Source organism: Pleionea litopenaei (assembly GCF_031198435.1).
GTDB lineage: Bacteria > Pseudomonadota > Gammaproteobacteria > Enterobacterales > Kangiellaceae > Pleionea > Pleionea litopenaei.
Genome location: NZ_CP133548.1, coordinates 4,029,909 through 4,046,467, shown reverse-complemented (window position 1 = coordinate 4,046,467; position 16,559 = coordinate 4,029,909). Strand labels below are relative to the sequence as shown.

The following is a 16,559-nucleotide window of genomic DNA, read 5'->3' as shown; positions in this document are numbered from 1 at the left end:
TTATAGATAGAAATTGAAACGATGACTACTCGTGAGAGAAGAGATCGCCACCGTGCGCTTCGATGGTTTCAAGCACTTTGCCACCACCCCGAGCCACACAGGTCAGCGGATCTTCAGCAATGATCACTGGAAGACCGGTTTCTTCCATAAACAGACGATCAATATCTCTAATCAACGCGCCACCACCGGTCAGCACCAGCCCACGCTCTGAAATGTCAGCGGCCAGCTCTGGTGGAGATTGCTCGAGTACCGAGCGAACAGCTCGGATGATTCCTGCTAATGGATCTTGTAAGGCTTCTAAAACTTCATTGCTATTAATGGTAAAACTACGAGGTACACCCTCGGCTAAATTTCGGCCACGAACATCAATTTCCATGACCTCAGTGCTCGGATAAGCCGTTCCAATTTCATGCTTAATTCTTTCTGCGGTGCTTTCACCAATGATGGTACCGTAATTGCGACGAACGTACTCAATGATCGCTTCATCAAAGCGGTCTCCACCAATCCGGACGGATTCTGACTGGACCACGCCATTTAAACTCAAGATTGCAATTTCAGTCGTACCGCCACCGATATCAACCACCATTGAGCCACGAGCCTCACCAACAGGCATACCGGCGCCAACTGCTGCGGCCATTGGTTCTTCAATTAAATAAACTTCACGAGCGCCAGCGCCTAGCGCAGACTCTCGAATCGCTCGGCGTTCAACTTGAGTTGAGCCACAAGGCACGCAAACCAGTACTCTTGGGCTCGGGCGCATAAAAAAGCTTTTCTCGTGAACTTTGCGAATAAATTCTTGCAACATCTTTTCGGTCACTTCGAAATCGGCAATAACGCCATCTTTCATTGGACGAATAGCCTCAATATTACCGGGCGTTCTTCCAAGCATCATTTTGGCTTCTTGACCAACGGCTGCTATCGATTTGTTTCCATTGCGCTCACGTCGAATTGCAACGACTGAAGGCTCATTCAAAACGATGCCGTTTTGAGGTACGTAAATCAAAGTATTAGCAGTTCCCAGATCAATCGAGAGATCGCTTGAAAACATTCCACGAATTTTATTTAACATTGTATTTAGTAAATCCAGTTAGAAAACGGTCGGAAGCGGCGCCAATATGGGTCTTTCTATGACAATAATTTATTGCTTGGGTTCCCAAAAACCCGCGAACTCTGTCATTGAACAGCACCATAAACATAGCGCGCTAATGTATCAATCTGCTGGAGCGACTGCAAGCGCTTGCTTACCTGCCAGACAAGAAACGTGACTCATCGCCGATTAATGACTTGAGTTTAGCTCAAATGATGAACAATTCCTAAGACTATCAATAAGATGACAAGGGCTTTCGTTTTGCAGAGGGGATTTAATCATGGGATCTAACTTGTGATGACAACAAAGATTCTTATCTCTCATTTGAACAAGGCTACACTGTAAAAATCGTTGATTCAGATAAACTCATCCTGCAAAATTCCGGTCTCGAAATCACCGATGTTACACTCACTTATCGGGCCGCCTGGAATAACCAAAATACGTTATGTCATCTATTACTTTAGAGCGTCTTAGTCGTCATCATGATTCCTTTATTATCAAGCTGTTGAGTAATCAACAGGTGATGGCATCCATCACTGGCAAGGCTCACTCGAAAAGCGAGATAGAGCAACACATTTGGCCCAAGTTACTGAAACGCCAATCGCCCGTTAACGATTTCTTTCACGCCCACCCACCTCAACAAGCAAAACATTGTCCAATGGCCATATGGATCATCTATAGCCAATCAACACCCTGTGGCTGGCTACAGCTGCAACGGTCTTGGTTACACCCCAAGAACCCTTTCGCTGTAACCATTGGTTATCGCTTACTGCCAACATTTTGGGGCAAGAATTTAGCTTCCAGCGCTCTTAAACAGTGGTACACAGAGATTTTCGAGCCGTCGTCGCGAGTTGAGCTTTATGCGCACACTCTGGCCTCTAACCAAGCATCGCAAAGCGTATTAAAAAAGTGCCAGTTCACACCCGTTCATTCTTTTTGCTACACCGAACGGGTTCTTCCAAATATTGACCAGCAACACCGAGAAGCGCTTTTGTTTAAGAAAACCGAGTGAAAAACTATCTTACTGTTTTTATTAAAATATTTGCAGGATAGTTGGCAGCGACTAAGCTTTAGAGTAAACATCGCTTAGCTTGGAAAGGTATGGCAGAAAGTGCCCGACAATTTATCTCAATAGCCAAAATAGCATCGGAACTTTATCATGCGAAATCGATTGCTATTGAGCTATCTATCACCTCGAAAAATGCGCGGGCTCTTGCGGCAAGAGCTGGTACATCTGCGGCTGGGTTCAATGAAATTACCGGCTTTATTGAGAGCTTGGCCATTTTGACCATCGCGACCGCTAATCAAGTCAACAAACGGGCAGTCGCTCTGGTACACGATTCAGCAAGATTATTTCGCGACAATGGTCTTTTGTCTCAATTGCAAAAGTCTTATCAACAAGCTGATGATTCAGTCAAAAACAAGATCCGTCCTTTATTGGAACAAACTCGAGGGAAAATTGCCCTTAACGAGCAAACGACTTTTTCCGATATAACACTGTTGGCCAAGCAGATTGCGCAAACGCAAAACGATTTACGTTCGGCAAAAATTGTAACAGTCGTCGCCCGAATCGAATCAACTCGAGCCGATCCATCGTTACAAGACTCTTTACAATCGGTCGCCGACAATGTCGAGCGTTCAAGCCAAGCAATCGCCAAACACCTACGACAAGCACAAACTCATTTAGATAAGGAGTAGCGGCAACCTTATGAAAACGCATCATCTTTATCACAGTGGTACCCATCGATGGCTATTTTTTGGTCGTGATCCCGACAAGAAAAATAATATTATCGATACTAATCAATATCTGATAACGACGCCAAAGCGCGCTGTATTACTCGATCCAGGTGGTATTGAGCTATTCTCACAAATGCTCACGGCCGTACTACAGCACATTGATTTGCCTCAACTCACGGATTTATTCGCCTCTCATCAAGATCCTGACATTATCTCATCGTTGGGTTTGTGGGATCAGTGCTTAGAAAACGCAACATTACATGCCCCTTGGCTTTGGGAGGGTTTTATACGTCACTTTGGAATGAACAGCATTAAATACAACCCGCTTCCAGACGAAGGTGGTCAACTCGATTTAAACGGTATCACTTTGCAATTCATACCGGCACACTACTTACATTCTTCAGGTAACTTTCATGTGTATGATGCCACAGCGAAAATTCTGATGAGTGGCGATATTGGAGCCGCTCTTGATGACACCAGCGCGCCAATCTTTGTTGAAGACTTTGAGCAACACATACCTAAAATGGAGTATTTCCATCAGCGTTGGATGCCCTCCAATGCCGCCAAAAATGATTGGATTAAGCGCGTCAGACAACTCGACATTGAGTATATGGCACCGCAGCATGGTGCTATATTCAAAGGCAGCATGGTACACAAGTTTCTTGACTGGTTTGAACAACTTGAGGTCGGTGTTGCTATTGCTTCTAACTAATTTAACCTCTATTTACCAAAGCGAGATATTTGTATGTAATTTAATCGATGTACAAAATTGCGAGCTACTTAACATTAAAAAAGTGTTCAATTGGATTAATTACGGTAATATCGCGCCACCAATCACTGGCTAATAAAACTACGAACGACTGAGTCTTATGAATAAAACTATCTTTGCATTAAGCCGAAAAAACAGGGAGCTCGAGCACCTGTTATTTCGCGAAAAAGATAAAAAGACCAGTGCCAGTTATAAACAATTATCATCTCAAGAGCTTCTCGGCGTTTTACAGCAGATTTTTCGTGATGTTGTGAAAGCCACGTCTCCGGAAGAATCGCCTTTAGCCTATTATGAAATTGTCAGTGCCATCTACCAAAAGCTCACTCAAGATCGTGAGTTCCACATTCCCGGTGAAATAAAAAGCAGCTTGCATCTGACGGAGTTAACCTTTCAGTATCTCAATGGTATCACCGAAGAGCACAGTGAAATTAAACGCTTAATGCAGCTCTTAGCGTTAAGTTGGGCTCAACTTGCAATACATTCTCCTGAGTTTTTGCAGGTTACTCAACATCCGGCGAAAAAAGTATTGTCAAAGTTATTAATGCTTGGAGAGTGCTGGGATCAACGCAGCGGCGCTTTGGCGAAAAAGCTACTAGATGGCATTCGCTTGGTGCTCACTCAGCTGAATCAAAAAGGTGCTAACCCGCGTATTTATGAGCAAGCAGCCAATCGAATTATGTCACTCGAGTCGGCGTTTAACGAGTACCGCACCGATCGTCTCAAAAAGATTGTAGAAACCAAGCGTAAAGCCGAGCGAGAAGTGAAAGCGGACGCTTTCGTCGCAGAGTTTATTCAAGAGAAAACGTCAGGCGATGAATTTCCGGTCTTTTTGCTGGAGTTCTTAGAAAACTATTTAAGTCCTTACCTTAAAAGCATTTTTATGGAAACAGGACCCGTTGGCCAAAAATGGCATACCGCTATTGATGATGCAGAAACCCTAATTTGGAGTATTACCGCTCCTTTTAATGCTGACTACACTGATTTTTATCATGAAAAAGTTCCGGCAGCATTAAAGCGCCTTTACGAGGGAATCGACAAGTTATTTCATGGTTCGGAAAGTTTAGGTGAGTTCTTTTATGAGCTTGAAGGTATTCACATCAAAAAACTTAATGGCGAACGCACTGACTTTTACACCATTATCACCAGTCCAATTTTTGAAGACTTCGACGACCAAGAACCAACTCAGCCAGTGGTCGACTATAGTAGCGAGCTCGACTCCATTTTGAATGATGATGACTGGTATTATCTCATTCAAAAAGGCAAACGTTTTCGCTGTCAGCTCGTTCCTCGAGACTATACCGGAAAATGGCTGGTGTTTGTAAACTTGTCGGGCGCAATGATCGCTGACTTTGATATCACGTCAGCGAGTTTTCATCCGTCTCATCTTCCTTTGGTCACCATTGAAACGCATAATTATTGGGAAGAATTAACGGATTACTTAGAACGAATTATGACTCGACGAGTGCAAGTACTCGAAGAACAAGCCAACAAAGTTAAACAAGAGATTCTTGCCGATAAAGCGAGAAAACAAGCCGCTGAAGAAGAAGCCAGAAAAGTCATTCGACAAAAAATTGAAGAAGAACTTAAACAACAGCAAGATAAAAAACGCCGCTTAGAAGAAGACCGTGCGAGAGCCATCGCTAAGGCAAAAGAAGAAGAGGCATTGTTAGAAAGTAAACGACGTAACGCTCAGAAAACGGTTGATGAATTGATGACCGGAGCGATTATTAAGTACACGCCTGAAGGCGCAAAACCACAGAACTTAACCCTCAGCATCATCTCTACGACGACCAGTAAATATATTTTTACTGACTCTCATGGACAACGAGTGCTTGACCCAAAAGAGCCGCAACTGGTTGACCTTTTTGCTGCAGAGCGAGTGATCTTACTCGAACAAGGCAAAGAATTTGAAGACACCTTAAAGTCGCTGGTTGCCGGTCAACGAGAAGCGCTTAAAGATCAATAAGCCCCTTCCCGTTCACTTTAAAGTACAAAATAGAAGCGATGACTGGTTAACCAAACCGGGTAATCAACACACATCATATACCCCATATAGTCTTTCGGATTCGCACCCAACATCGCAAAGCCATTCGCCAATAACTCATCGGCAAAATCAACATTCAACTTACTATTCAACATAGGATCGTCTGGATTAATGAGCTGAATTTCTGGCGACTCACTGAACCTTTCGCACCATAAGTCTTCGGGTTGATGCAGCTTCTCGTGAACTTTAATACTCGATGGATAACACCCGCCCTGCACTCTGGCTTGCTGGCCGAGTTCACGTTCCATAAAAGTAACCAATGCAATTTTCTTCGCTGGACTGCGCTGCATTAGACTTTGACACACCACTTTGTAATCATCCATCAGCGGGTTAGGTTGGGTACGAGCATCGAAATGAGCGGTGGTTATGTTGAAGCGCCCACCGTTGATGGGCGGCAAAGTTTGATCATACACCAACGCATTTTTTAGATTAGCAACACCGGCGTAAGTTTGCTCAATCCCCGGTGTTGAGTATTCAGAAAGTAAAAACTCTTGTGACTTAGAGTCATCGACCCTGTGTTCAGCAGCAGAGCTGAGGATCAGTGGATGACTGACAGTTAGCTCGGCAAGGTTGCCGCCAAAATTTTGTACGAATGGGCGTGCAGAGTGAGCCAACTCAACGCCTGTTTTATTGGCAATAATAAACTCATCGATAAAGGCATTATTGCGCGGATTGACTCGAGTAAATACCAGGCTTAAATACAAGTCAACCGACTCTCCGGTTAACTCACGGTTAGTCTCATAAGCATTTTTACGCATTACTCGCGAATAACTTTGCAGCGAACCCGATGTTTGATTCTGGTATTTTTCTAGTTGGCGCTTTAGGTCCGACTGACTGGTCGCAAACTTCAAAATCAAGTCTTCGTATTGACCGGTCATTTGTTGAAACCGCTCTAAATTTTGCGGGTTACTTAATCGCTCCAAAAAACTGTCGTATAGCTGATGCAAGCCATGAATACCCGGTAGGGTTACAATGACGTCCAAACCACTTTGAGTTTTCGTGAATGCCTGCACCAACCTTTGACAAGTCGACTTATTAACGCCGCTCCATCGGGCCAAACCCGCAATGGTACGAGCCGAACGCGGTAGCACATCGAAGGTTTCATTCAACACTTTCTTGAAGTGATCGCCGGCTCGTTGTATCTGCGCCACTTCAGATTCATTTAACGCCATAATAAGCTCTCTTTCACTTAGGTAGAGCTCGCGTGACTGATCAGACCAGCACCAAGCTTTGCTTATAAATCATACAGTTAATGTAAATCTCACTGCCGTATATTACTCCCTCGCATAACAGAATAACAAATCCTAGTTGCATTTAAGCGCAACCTGAAATAGCATCCAAATCACATCTGAGATATATTCTAAATCAATCTCCGCAGTATGATGTGTCAGTATATGCAGTTCCCAATACTGTTAAAACTATAACGAAAATACGACCAAGCCTGATTCCAGGCGGGGTATGGAGGAAACCATGAAACTAAACAAACTCGCGCTCGCTATGGGCCTAGTCAGCGCCCCGTTCATCCAAGCCGGTGAACTGAAAAAAGCAGCCAACCCTGACAATGTTATCCAAGACCAGTACATTGTAGTCTATAAAGACGCAGCACTAGCCAAAGGCGGCATGGCATTAAACGCAAATGCCATGAAGTCAGCCGTTGATAACGCATCAGCGCAACTGGCTAAATCAATGAACGTCAGTGTGCAAAAGAAATTCTCAGCTGCACTGCGTGGCGCCGTTTTTGAAATGGACGAAAAAACCGCGGCTAAAATGGCGAAACACCCTCTCGTTGATTTTATCGAGCCGGATCAACGAGTCACCTTAAACGCCACTCAAAACAACGCAACTTGGGGACTTGACCGAGTTGACCAACGCAGTGGCTCTCTCGATAGCCAATACACTTACAACACGACCGCTTCAAACGTTAATGTTTACATTTTAGATACTGGTGTAAACAATCATTCAGATTTCGGTGGCCGTGTTTCAAGTGGCTACGACTTTATTGACAATGATAACAACACCAGTGACTGTCAAGGTCATGGAACTCACGTTGCCGGTACTGTTGCCAGTGCGACTTACGGTGTTGCTAAAGGCGCTGATGTTATCGGTGTTCGAGTTCTTGATTGCCAAGGTTCTGGATCTTACTCTGGCATAATTTCTGGTATCGACTGGGTGGCTCAAAACCACGTTAAACCAGCGGTTGCCAATATGAGTCTTGGTGGCGGCGCTTCATCTTCGGTTGATAACGCTACCAATAACTTAGTGTCTGCAGGTGTTGTCACGGTTGTTGCCGCTGGTAACGACAACAGCGACGCTTGTAATTACTCTCCTGCTCGTGTGACCAATGCAATCACTGTTGGGTCGACGACCAGTAGCGATTCGCGTTCCTCTTTTTCGAACTATGGAAGTTGTGTTGACATTTTTGCTCCTGGTTCAAACATCACTTCTACTAGTATGAATGGTGGTTCTCAAACGATGAGTGGAACGTCGATGGCGAGTCCTCACGTTGCTGGTGTTGCGGCGCTGTACTTGGCTAACAACCCGAATGCAACTCCTTCACAGGTTGAGCAAGCGCTTGAAGACAATGCAACGCCTAATGCCATCAGTGGCGTGAACGGCTCGCCAAACCTATTGGCTTACTCTCTATTTGATGGTGGAACAACCCCACCTCCGCCACCTCCTCCAGGTGACAATCAATTAACTAACGGAGAGCCAGTCAGTAACTTGGGTGCTTCTACTGGTAACGATATTGTTTACACACTAGAAGTACCTCAAGGTGCTAGCAACATCAGCTTCCAAATCAGTGGTGGTTCTGGTGATGCTGATATGTACGTTAAATTTGGTTCAGCCCCAACTGACAGCAGCTACGATTGTCGTCCTTACCGTAACGGTAACAACGAGAGTTGTACTGGAAGTCAAACTGGTGGAACCTACTATGTTCGCCTTAAAGCTTACAGCACTTTCTCAGGCGTAACCTTAGTCGGTAGTTACGACGGTGGTGGTACCCCTCCTCCCGGTGGTAACGATCCAATTGACGTAACTGCTAGCAATATCGTTGTAAACTACGGCTCTTGGGCTCGTTACTACTACGATTTACCAGAAGGCTACTCAACGCTTACTGTGTCGACTTCTGGTGGCTCTGGTGACGCGGATCTCTATGTACGCTTCGGTGCTCAATCTACCCTTTCCCAGTATGATTGCCGTCCGTATAAGAGTGGTAACAATGAAACCTGTACCTTCCAAAACCCACAAGGTGGCCGTTGGTATCTGGACTTGTATGGATACAGTGCAGCAGCAGGTGTGACTTTGCGTCTTCAAGCAAACTAAGATTAGGTAACACTCACCTTAGTTTAAGGGGAAGCTTAGCTTCCCCTTTTTTTATTCTCTTTATTTTCTCTTTAAAACGTTTCGTTCAGATCGATTCACTATAATCGTCTAGCATGTCTCGGTATGTACACTCTTTGCTTTTCTCTTCGATGGGATTAGAAGCGTTTCTAACGCCCAATGCCTAGCACTTCGTGTTCCGAGTGCCAACCGTCGCTATTATCAATCTCAAGTTCAAACTCTATTCGCGACTTGATGATGCCCAAACAACCTTGAGACCAAGGATGGCAGCACCGTATTATCTCAACCGATTGGCTCTTTAAAAGAAATGGAAAAGTCGCAAGAAATATCGTTACTCTGTCTGCTCTGGATGTTTTTGATAAAATGCATTCACACCCGCGATCGCTTCTTCAGCGGTTTCGACAAATTGAAACAGTTCCTTGTCTCTTGCGCTAATAACGCCCTCTTCAACCAAAGCGTCAAAGTTGATCACTTTATTCCAAAACTCCGCGCCAAATAAAAAAATCGGCATCAAATTCAGTCGTCGTGTTTGAATCAAGGTCAAGGTTTCCATCACTTCGTCGAGGGTGCCGAATCCTCCTGGAAAAGCGAACAAGGCTTTTGCGCGCGCAAGAAAATGCATTTTTCGAATCGCAAAATAATGGAACTGAAAACAATACTCTGGACTGATATAGGCGTTTGGCTCTTGTTCCGTTGGTAAGACAATATTGAGACCAATACTTTTCTTTCCGGCTAAGGAAGCCCCTTTATTTGCGGCTTCCATAATGCCGGGACCACCACCCGTTACAACGGTCGCATCTATGCCTGTGTTATCAGGATCAGATAGCTGTTGCGCTAAACGAACACATTCTTGGTAATACGATGACTTCTGATGCAATTGAATAGCGGCATGCAGTTGCTGTTGTAATAACTCATTGTTTGGATTTTGTTGTTGCTTTCGCTCTAGCTGTTGGATCTTTTGCAGTGACTGCTCTTCGTCATGAATTCTCGCACTGCCGAAAATTGGCCAAGTCGCTTTTATCTCATGTGCATTTAATATTTGATCGGGTTTTTGCCACTCTAACAATAGTCGAACGGCACGCTGCTCATCTTGTAATAAGAATTCTGGATCATCGAATGCTAATCGATAAGATGGAGACAAGGTCTGTGGCGAATCATCGCATTTCTTCGCTTCTAAGATCATATCTCTTGAGCGTGGTAAAGAGGAATGCGCTCTAAAGGGAGGACGAATCATTCTCGTCGCTTTCTTAAGATGGTTGTGCTTTACAATTTTCTTACTCGCCATGCTTTGAGTATCCCTACTGACTACAACGGGTTATCTTAAAGTTTCATAGACGTTAACACAATCAACTATTCAGCAGTTTGCTCCTGTCGGGAGTCACTCGCTTGGCATTCAACGGCCCTTTTCGATACCGGTAAAGCGATCGGGTGAGACAACTTTTTGTAAATCGATACCTGGTCACCAGACACGATATTCGCCGCAAAGACATCGATAGGATGCGTAATCGCAATGTCATCAACGACTTCTTCGACCGCTAAATGACCGACCGTGTAAGGAGGCAGCGCCGCATCTTGCTGATATTGCAACTGCAGTACTTCTTTTGGGTACACAGTGCCTTTACCAAGCGAAACATAAACTTCATTACGATCAACTTTTAACACTGAGCCGCGAATGGGTTGATCGGCAAAAAATTGAACTAATTCAACCATCGACCGATTGACCGCAGCGGCAAAAGTTTGTCCGGTTGTCGTGGTGGCAAAACCGTTAAGAAATTGTTGCTCTGGCCCAGGGCCATAAACCATCGGGGTCGCTCCACGCTCACATGGCATCATACTAGCGGCGACGGGTACGGTAAGCTGTTGATGCCCCAGATGATCGTAAAGCACTAAGGCCAACTTCACTCGAGACGCTTTATTATCACCGGCCCACTGACTCCAAACCCGGTCAAGTTGACCAAGACCCAAACTAGCCGCATGATCGCGATCGTCCAAAGCGTACAGAGTTTGGTAATCATAAAGCACAAATTGGAGTTTCCAAGGGGCTTCTTTTTGAGAAACCTGAAACCCAGCATGACTCACCAAATGCGCCACCGCATTATGCAATGCTGATGGCAGGTTTCGAACTTCACTATGCTTGGCCAATCCCGAGTACTGGCTCGACGCATATTCGGTTCTCCCCGTCGCATTGACCGTGGGCAATAATTGAATGCTCGTTGCGGCACCGGGATTGGTTTGCCACAGCACATACGCATATTGTCGAGTTTCACTACCCTTTAAATAGGGCAGTTGTACAACTTTACTGGCATAAGCACTGAAAGAAACGAGCGCCAGCACCAAAAGGTTCACGCAGTGCCAATTAACCTTACCGCGCTTGCTACTTCGCATGAGTTTGTTTCGAATATAGTCCATCGGGCGCCTCTTCTACTCATTCGCTGATGATTAGATGCAGTTCATACATTTACTAGCGTTATCGGCCAAGACATAGGGTAAGTTTAGAGTTACAGGCATTTTAGACACATGAATAATTAAAAGGCATAAAGCGCATAAAAAATCTATTTTTGAAATATAATTACAAAAAACTTCCTAAAAAGCTGCTAAACTCCGCCTATCAACGAAAACAAAACAATAACCAATAAAAACAAAAAGATAACCTCCTCGCCTTTATTTGCCAAGTAAAGCAAAGACGGTTAAATCGTAAAAGTTATTTCCAAAATCATTTATTTTATGTAATTTTATTACACAACAAGCACTAGACATTGCTTAAATATTCGTTATAGACTGAACAACTGCTGCCATGCAGCATAAGAAAAATAATCGAATAACGAATAATAAATAACGAAGGCTCCGAACACTAAATCGGATGCCGAAACAACACAGTGCTCCAAAAACGATAGGACCGAGCCCGCACTTTCGGCAACATTTAAGCAGCTATGCCGGACGCTCTCTGTAACCATCCCATCAAAAACAAGAAACAATGGTACGGAGTAACTCCCTCTAAATTCTAGGGACGGGTACCGGGCAAATACTGGGTTGTATAACCAAAGCACAGTCCTTTGGAATCGAGTTTTCATTCCTTATCGCCTGTGCCAAAACATATAAGGACCATGGCATGAGTTCTCTGTACCATCACAGTCAGGCAAAAGATAACTGCGGCTTTGGAATGATTGCTCACATTGAAGGTGAAGCAAGTCATCAACTCGTTGAGACATCGTTGCAGGCGCTCAATCGAATGACCCACCGAGGGGCAGTTGCTAGTGATGGTTTATCTGGTGATGGTTGCGGCTTACTGATTCAAAAGCCAGAAGCTTTTTTACGCCGAGTAGCCGCTGATGAGGGCTTTAAACTCGGCAAAGACTTTGCCGTGGGTATGGTGTTTCTGAGTCAAAATGAAAGCTTAGCGGCAACCTGTCGAGAAGTTCTAGAACAAGAGATTCGACGAGAAACCTTGTCGGTCATTGGATGGCGTAAAGTCCCCAAAGACACCTCCATTTGCGGTGAAGTCGCTCTCAACTCACTGCCCCAGATTGAACAAATTTTCGTTCAAGGAATGCCTGGCTGGAGCAAGCACGATATGGAGCGCCGACTGTTCATTGCTCGACGACGGGCTGCTTGGCGATTACTTCGCGAAATAAACTGCCCAGATTATTACGTATCCTCTTTGTCGTGCATGGTTATGGTGTATAAAGCATTGGTCATGCCGCGACATCTCGCGCAATTTTATCCTGACTTACAAGCGTCAGATTTCACCAGTGCCATTTGTTTATTCCACCAGCGTTTTTCGACCAATACGCTTCCTCAATGGAAGTACGCGCAACCGTTTCGCTTTCTTGCCCACAATGGCGAAATCAACACCATCACCGGTAATCGAAACTGGTCGAAGGCTCGAACCAGTAAGTTTGTCACGCCGTTATTACCCGATCTAAAAGAAATTGAACCCTTGGTCAATCAAACCGGTTCCGACTCCTCGTCTCTCGACAATATGCTTGAAGTGTTTCTTGCTGGGGGTATGGATATCTTTCGAGCGTTACGACTGTTAATTCCACCTGCATGGCAAAATTTGCCCGGTATGGATCCTGATCTTCGCGCATTTTATGAATTCAACTCAATGCATATCGAGCCTTGGGATGGCCCAGCGGGCATTGTGATGACCAATGGACAACACGTCGCCTGCACGCTTGATCGAAATGGATTGCGTCCGGCTCGTTATGTCATTACCAAAGACAACCTAATCACCCTCGCTTCTGAAGTAGGCGTCTGGGATTACGATGAAGCGGATGTCCTTGAAAAAGGTCGAGTGGGTCCAGGTGAACTACTGGCGGTAGATACTGCGATGGGCAAAATTTGGAAAAGTAGAGAAATTGATGATGAGTTAAAAACGCGCCATCCTTATCGTGAATGGTTAGAAGAAAATCACTTAACTTTGTCTCGTTATTCGCAAGAGACCATCGATCCAATTTCGTCTGAGCAATTGCTTGAGCAACAAAAGCGCTTCACCATTTCTGAAGAAGAAAAACGCAGCATTTTATTGCCATTAGCTAACCAAGGCGTTGAAGCCACTGGCTCCATGGGTGATGACACTCCCGTCGCAGTGTTGTCGGCTCAACCAAGAAATCTATTTGATTATTTTCGACAACAATTTGCGCAGGTGACTAACCCTCCCATCGACTCCTTGCGAGAAAAAGCCAGTATGAGCTTAGAAACCTGTATCGGTGTTGAATACAATGTATTCCAAGAAACCACCGGACATGCTTATCGTGTGGTTCTTGAGTCGCCGGTGCTCACGCATAGCGAATACCAACAACTCGCCCAGTTAAAAGGAAAACACTATCGTCATTACACGGTTCGCTTAGCCTTACAACCTAATGAAACACTCGCAGAGGCGATGGAAAGAATGGTTGAAGAGGCTTTATCGGTCGTTCGAGACGGTGTGGTGCTACTGTGTTTATCCGATCGTGAACTCAACGCCGAAGAAGTGCCTATTCATGCCGCATTAGCAACGGGCGCTATTCACAATGCCATGATTGAACAAGGCTTGCGTTGTGACTGCAACATTATTGTGTGCAGTGGGTATGTTCGCGACCCACATCATTTTGCGGTGTTGTGCGGATTAGGCGCGACCGCGGTTTATCCGTATTTGGCCTATCAAAGCATCGCGGCGTTAATTGAAGATCAAACGGCCGCCGCACTCTCCGAGGCCATATTAAATTACCGACAAGGCATTGAGTATGGATTACGAAAAATCCTTTCAAAAATGGGTATTTCGACAATGGCCAGCTATCGCGGAGCCCAGTTGTTTGAAGGGTTAGGTCTTCACTCAGAAGTCATTCGTCGCTGTTTTCCTGGCATGGCGTCGCGTATCGAAGGTGTTAATTTTGAATGGCTAGAACAACACGCTCGAGAGCAACATCAACGAGCAAAACAACAGCAGCAGCCGCTCCCTCAAGGTGGACTTTTGAAATACCAATTCAATGGCGAGTTACATGCTTATAACCCCGATGTTGTTCAACAACTACAAACCGCGGTCACCACAGGACAATACGACGACTATCAACAATTTGCCGATACCGTGAATCAACGCTCGCCTTTAGCACTCAGAGACTTACTTAGATTGGCACCCTCAAAGAATCCGTTAGCGCTAGAGCAAGTAGAATCGTCAGCATCCATATTTACTCGCTTCGATAGTGCGGCCATGTCAATTGGTGCGCTTTCTCCAGAGGCGCATGAGTCATTAGCGATCGCAATGAACCGACTGGGAGGTAATTCGAACTCAGGTGAAGGTGGTGAAGATGCGGCTCGTTTCGGCACGCTTAAAAATTCCAACATCAAGCAAATAGCCTCCGGACGATTTGGTGTTACTGCGCACTACCTAGTGAATGCTAAGGTTCTGCAAATTAAAGTTGCCCAAGGAGCCAAACCAGGAGAAGGCGGTCAACTTCCCGGTCACAAAGTCACTGCGTTAATTGCTCAGTTACGCCACTCAGTACCCGGCGTCACACTTATTTCGCCGCCGCCGCATCATGATATTTACTCCATTGAAGATCTTGCACAGTTAATTTTTGATCTCAAACAAGTTAACCCAACGGCAAGAGTGTCGGTGAAACTCGTCGCTGAACCCGGCGTTGGCACTATCGCAGCGGGTGTTGCCAAAGCTTACGCCGACATGATCACCATTTCTGGCTATGATGGAGGCACTGGTGCCAGCCCTCTCAGCTCAATTAAATACGCCGGTTCTCCGTGGGAACTCGGTCTCGCAGAAGTGCAACAAGCGTTAGTTGAAAATGGGCTCCGTCATAAAGTAACGGTACAAGTTGATGGCGGCCTTAAAACGGGATTGGATGTTATTAAAGGGGCTATTTTAGGTGCCGAGAGTTTTGGTTTTGGCACAGGACCAATGGTCGCTTTGGGTTGCAAATATCTACGCATTTGCCATTTAAATAATTGTGCAACCGGTGTCGCGACTCAAGACGAACAATTGCGACAAAAATACTTTCATGGTTTACCCGAAAAAGTTGAAAACTATTTTCAATTTATTGCACAAGAAGTTCGCCAATGGCTCGCTTATTTAGGCATTAGTAAACTCGAAGACATTATCGGTCAAACGCATTTATTAAAGCGCATAGAAAGCAGCATTGATAAACATAAGCAAATTAATCTTGATGCCATATTAAGCAGTGCTTCTGTGGTCAATCAATTTCCCAACTACTGCGTCGAACAATCAAACCCATCGTTTGATAAAGGTTTATTGAATGAGCAAATTTTGGCTGATGCCAAGTTAGCGGTCGAGTCACAACAAGCCATTGCGCTCAGTTATCGGATTAAAAATTACCAACGTTCCATTGGCGCTCGACTCAGTGGCTTTATCGCCGAAACTTACGGCGCTCAAGGAGTTACTGAGCATCCTGTTCAACTGAATTTTTCAGGGACGGCCGGACAAAGCTTTGGCGTTTGGAATTCACCAGGCATGCAACTAACGGTCGAAGGTGACGCCAACGACTATGTCGGCAAAGGCATGTCTGGCGGTCGTATTGTTTTGCGTCCTGCACGTGTTTCGTCGTTAGTTTCACGTCGCAACAGCATTATCGGTAACACCTGTTTGTACGGTGCAACCGGCGGAGAACTCTTCGCCGCGGGACGTGCGGGCGAGCGCTTCGCTGTGAGAAATTCCGGCGCGAGTGCGGTGGTCGAAGGTCTCGGCGCTCATGGGTGTGAATACATGACCGGTGGATGTGTGGTCGTGCTTGGCAATGTTGGTTGGAATTTCGCAGCAGGCATGACCGGTGGTGAAGCTTTTATTCTCGACCAATCAAATTTATTTCATGAGTATTGCAACCAAGAATTTGTCAGCATTGAACGCCTCTCAGAGGTTAACAATCCAAATACCGTGCAAAGATTACGCGAACTTATCGAACAACATGCACAGTACACTCAAAGTGAGTGGGCACAACAAATTCTCGAAAGCTTTGAGCATTACTTAGGAGCCTTTAAATATGTTTCTCCGAAAGTAAAAGTTGTGGCGAAAGAACCGCGACCCAAAGCCAAATTAATATCTTTGGTTAAGGCAGGTTAAACGTGGCTCATCA

The 16,559-nt window shown here is 45.1% G+C and carries 10 protein-coding genes; 6 read left to right on the top strand and 4 right to left on the bottom strand.

The window, feature by feature from the left end; genetic code table 11:
* Positions 1–25: 25 nt before the first annotated feature.
* The gene (locus Q9312_RS17960) at positions 26–1,069 is read right to left on the bottom strand and encodes a rod shape-determining protein (RefSeq protein ID WP_309202235.1); all 1,044 of its coding nucleotides are present in this window, start codon (positions 1,067–1,069) and stop codon (positions 26–28) included.
* A 463-nt stretch (positions 1,070–1,532) separates the two neighbouring features.
* On the opposite strand from Q9312_RS17960, the gene Q9312_RS17955 reads away from it, so the two are divergent.
* The 4 genes from Q9312_RS17955 to Q9312_RS17940 all read left to right on the top strand — a co-directional run bounded on the left by Q9312_RS17955 (position 1,533) and on the right by Q9312_RS17940 (position 5,559).
* Complete coding sequence (locus Q9312_RS17955) at positions 1,533–2,099, top strand: GNAT family N-acetyltransferase (RefSeq protein WP_309202234.1); 567 nt, start codon at positions 1,533–1,535, stop codon at positions 2,097–2,099.
* A gap of 89 nt (positions 2,100–2,188) precedes the next feature.
* A complete protein-coding gene (locus tag Q9312_RS17950; RefSeq protein WP_309202233.1) occupies positions 2,189–2,785 on the top strand; it encodes a hypothetical protein in 597 nt (198 codons plus the stop codon).
* A 10-nt stretch (positions 2,786–2,795) separates the two neighbouring features.
* Entirely contained in the window at positions 2,796–3,536 is a 741-nt protein-coding gene (locus Q9312_RS17945; RefSeq protein ID WP_309202232.1) for an oxygen-binding di-iron domain-containing protein, read from the top strand.
* 157 nt (positions 3,537–3,693) lie between these two features.
* Positions 3,694–5,559 carry a DUF1631 family protein gene (locus tag Q9312_RS17940; protein ID WP_309202231.1) on the top strand — a complete coding sequence of 622 codons (1,866 nt, stop codon included), beginning with the start codon at positions 3,694–3,696 and terminating at the stop codon, positions 5,557–5,559.
* 17 nt (positions 5,560–5,576) lie between these two features.
* Here Q9312_RS17940 and Q9312_RS17935 read toward each other — a convergent pair whose 3' ends face one another.
* Positions 5,577–6,809, bottom strand: coding sequence for a hypothetical protein (locus Q9312_RS17935; RefSeq protein ID WP_309202230.1), 1,233 nt, complete (start codon positions 6,807–6,809; stop codon positions 5,577–5,579).
* A 298-nt stretch (positions 6,810–7,107) separates the two neighbouring features.
* Between Q9312_RS17935 and Q9312_RS17930 the strand changes: the two genes are divergently transcribed.
* Positions 7,108–8,961, top strand: coding sequence for a S8 family peptidase (locus tag Q9312_RS17930; RefSeq protein WP_309202229.1), 1,854 nt, complete (start codon positions 7,108–7,110; stop codon positions 8,959–8,961).
* A gap of 349 nt (positions 8,962–9,310) precedes the next feature.
* Here Q9312_RS17930 and Q9312_RS17925 read toward each other — a convergent pair whose 3' ends face one another.
* Both Q9312_RS17925 and Q9312_RS17920 read right to left on the bottom strand, forming a co-directional pair.
* The gene (locus Q9312_RS17925; protein WP_309202228.1) at positions 9,311–10,264 is read right to left on the bottom strand and encodes an LOG family protein; all 954 of its coding nucleotides are present in this window, start codon (positions 10,262–10,264) and stop codon (positions 9,311–9,313) included.
* 65 nt (positions 10,265–10,329) lie between these two features.
* A complete protein-coding gene (locus Q9312_RS17920) occupies positions 10,330–11,388 on the bottom strand; it encodes a hypothetical protein (protein ID WP_309202227.1) in 1,059 nt (352 codons plus the stop codon).
* Positions 11,389–12,088: 700 nt separating this feature from the next.
* Between Q9312_RS17920 and gltB the strand changes: the two genes are divergently transcribed.
* Positions 12,089–16,546, top strand: a complete 4,458-nt coding sequence (gene gltB / locus Q9312_RS17915; RefSeq protein WP_309202226.1) for a glutamate synthase large subunit — start codon at positions 12,089–12,091, stop codon at positions 16,544–16,546.
* Positions 16,547–16,559: the final 13 nt, after the last annotated feature.

What these genes read in the sequence shown, in the direction of transcription:
- Q9312_RS17960 (WP_309202235.1), bottom strand. Translation starts at nt 1,069, where the DNA reads ATGTTAAATAAAATTCGTGGAATGTTTTCAAGCGATCTCTCGATTGAT.
- Q9312_RS17955 (WP_309202234.1), top strand. Translation starts at nt 1,533, where the DNA reads ATGTCATCTATTACTTTAGAGCGTCTTAGTCGTCATCATGATTCCTTT.
- Q9312_RS17950 (WP_309202233.1), top strand. Translation starts at nt 2,189, where the DNA reads ATGGCAGAAAGTGCCCGACAATTTATCTCAATAGCCAAAATAGCATCG.
- Q9312_RS17945 (WP_309202232.1), top strand. Translation starts at nt 2,796, where the DNA reads ATGAAAACGCATCATCTTTATCACAGTGGTACCCATCGATGGCTATTT.
- Q9312_RS17940 (WP_309202231.1), top strand. Translation starts at nt 3,694, where the DNA reads ATGAATAAAACTATCTTTGCATTAAGCCGAAAAAACAGGGAGCTCGAG.
- Q9312_RS17935 (WP_309202230.1), bottom strand. Translation starts at nt 6,809, where the DNA reads ATGGCGTTAAATGAATCTGAAGTGGCGCAGATACAACGAGCCGGCGAT.
- Q9312_RS17930 (WP_309202229.1), top strand. Translation starts at nt 7,108, where the DNA reads ATGAAACTAAACAAACTCGCGCTCGCTATGGGCCTAGTCAGCGCCCCG.
- Q9312_RS17925 (WP_309202228.1), bottom strand. Translation starts at nt 10,264, where the DNA reads ATGGCGAGTAAGAAAATTGTAAAGCACAACCATCTTAAGAAAGCGACG.
- Q9312_RS17920 (WP_309202227.1), bottom strand. Translation starts at nt 11,388, where the DNA reads ATGGACTATATTCGAAACAAACTCATGCGAAGTAGCAAGCGCGGTAAG.
- gltB (WP_309202226.1), top strand. Translation starts at nt 12,089, where the DNA reads ATGAGTTCTCTGTACCATCACAGTCAGGCAAAAGATAACTGCGGCTTT.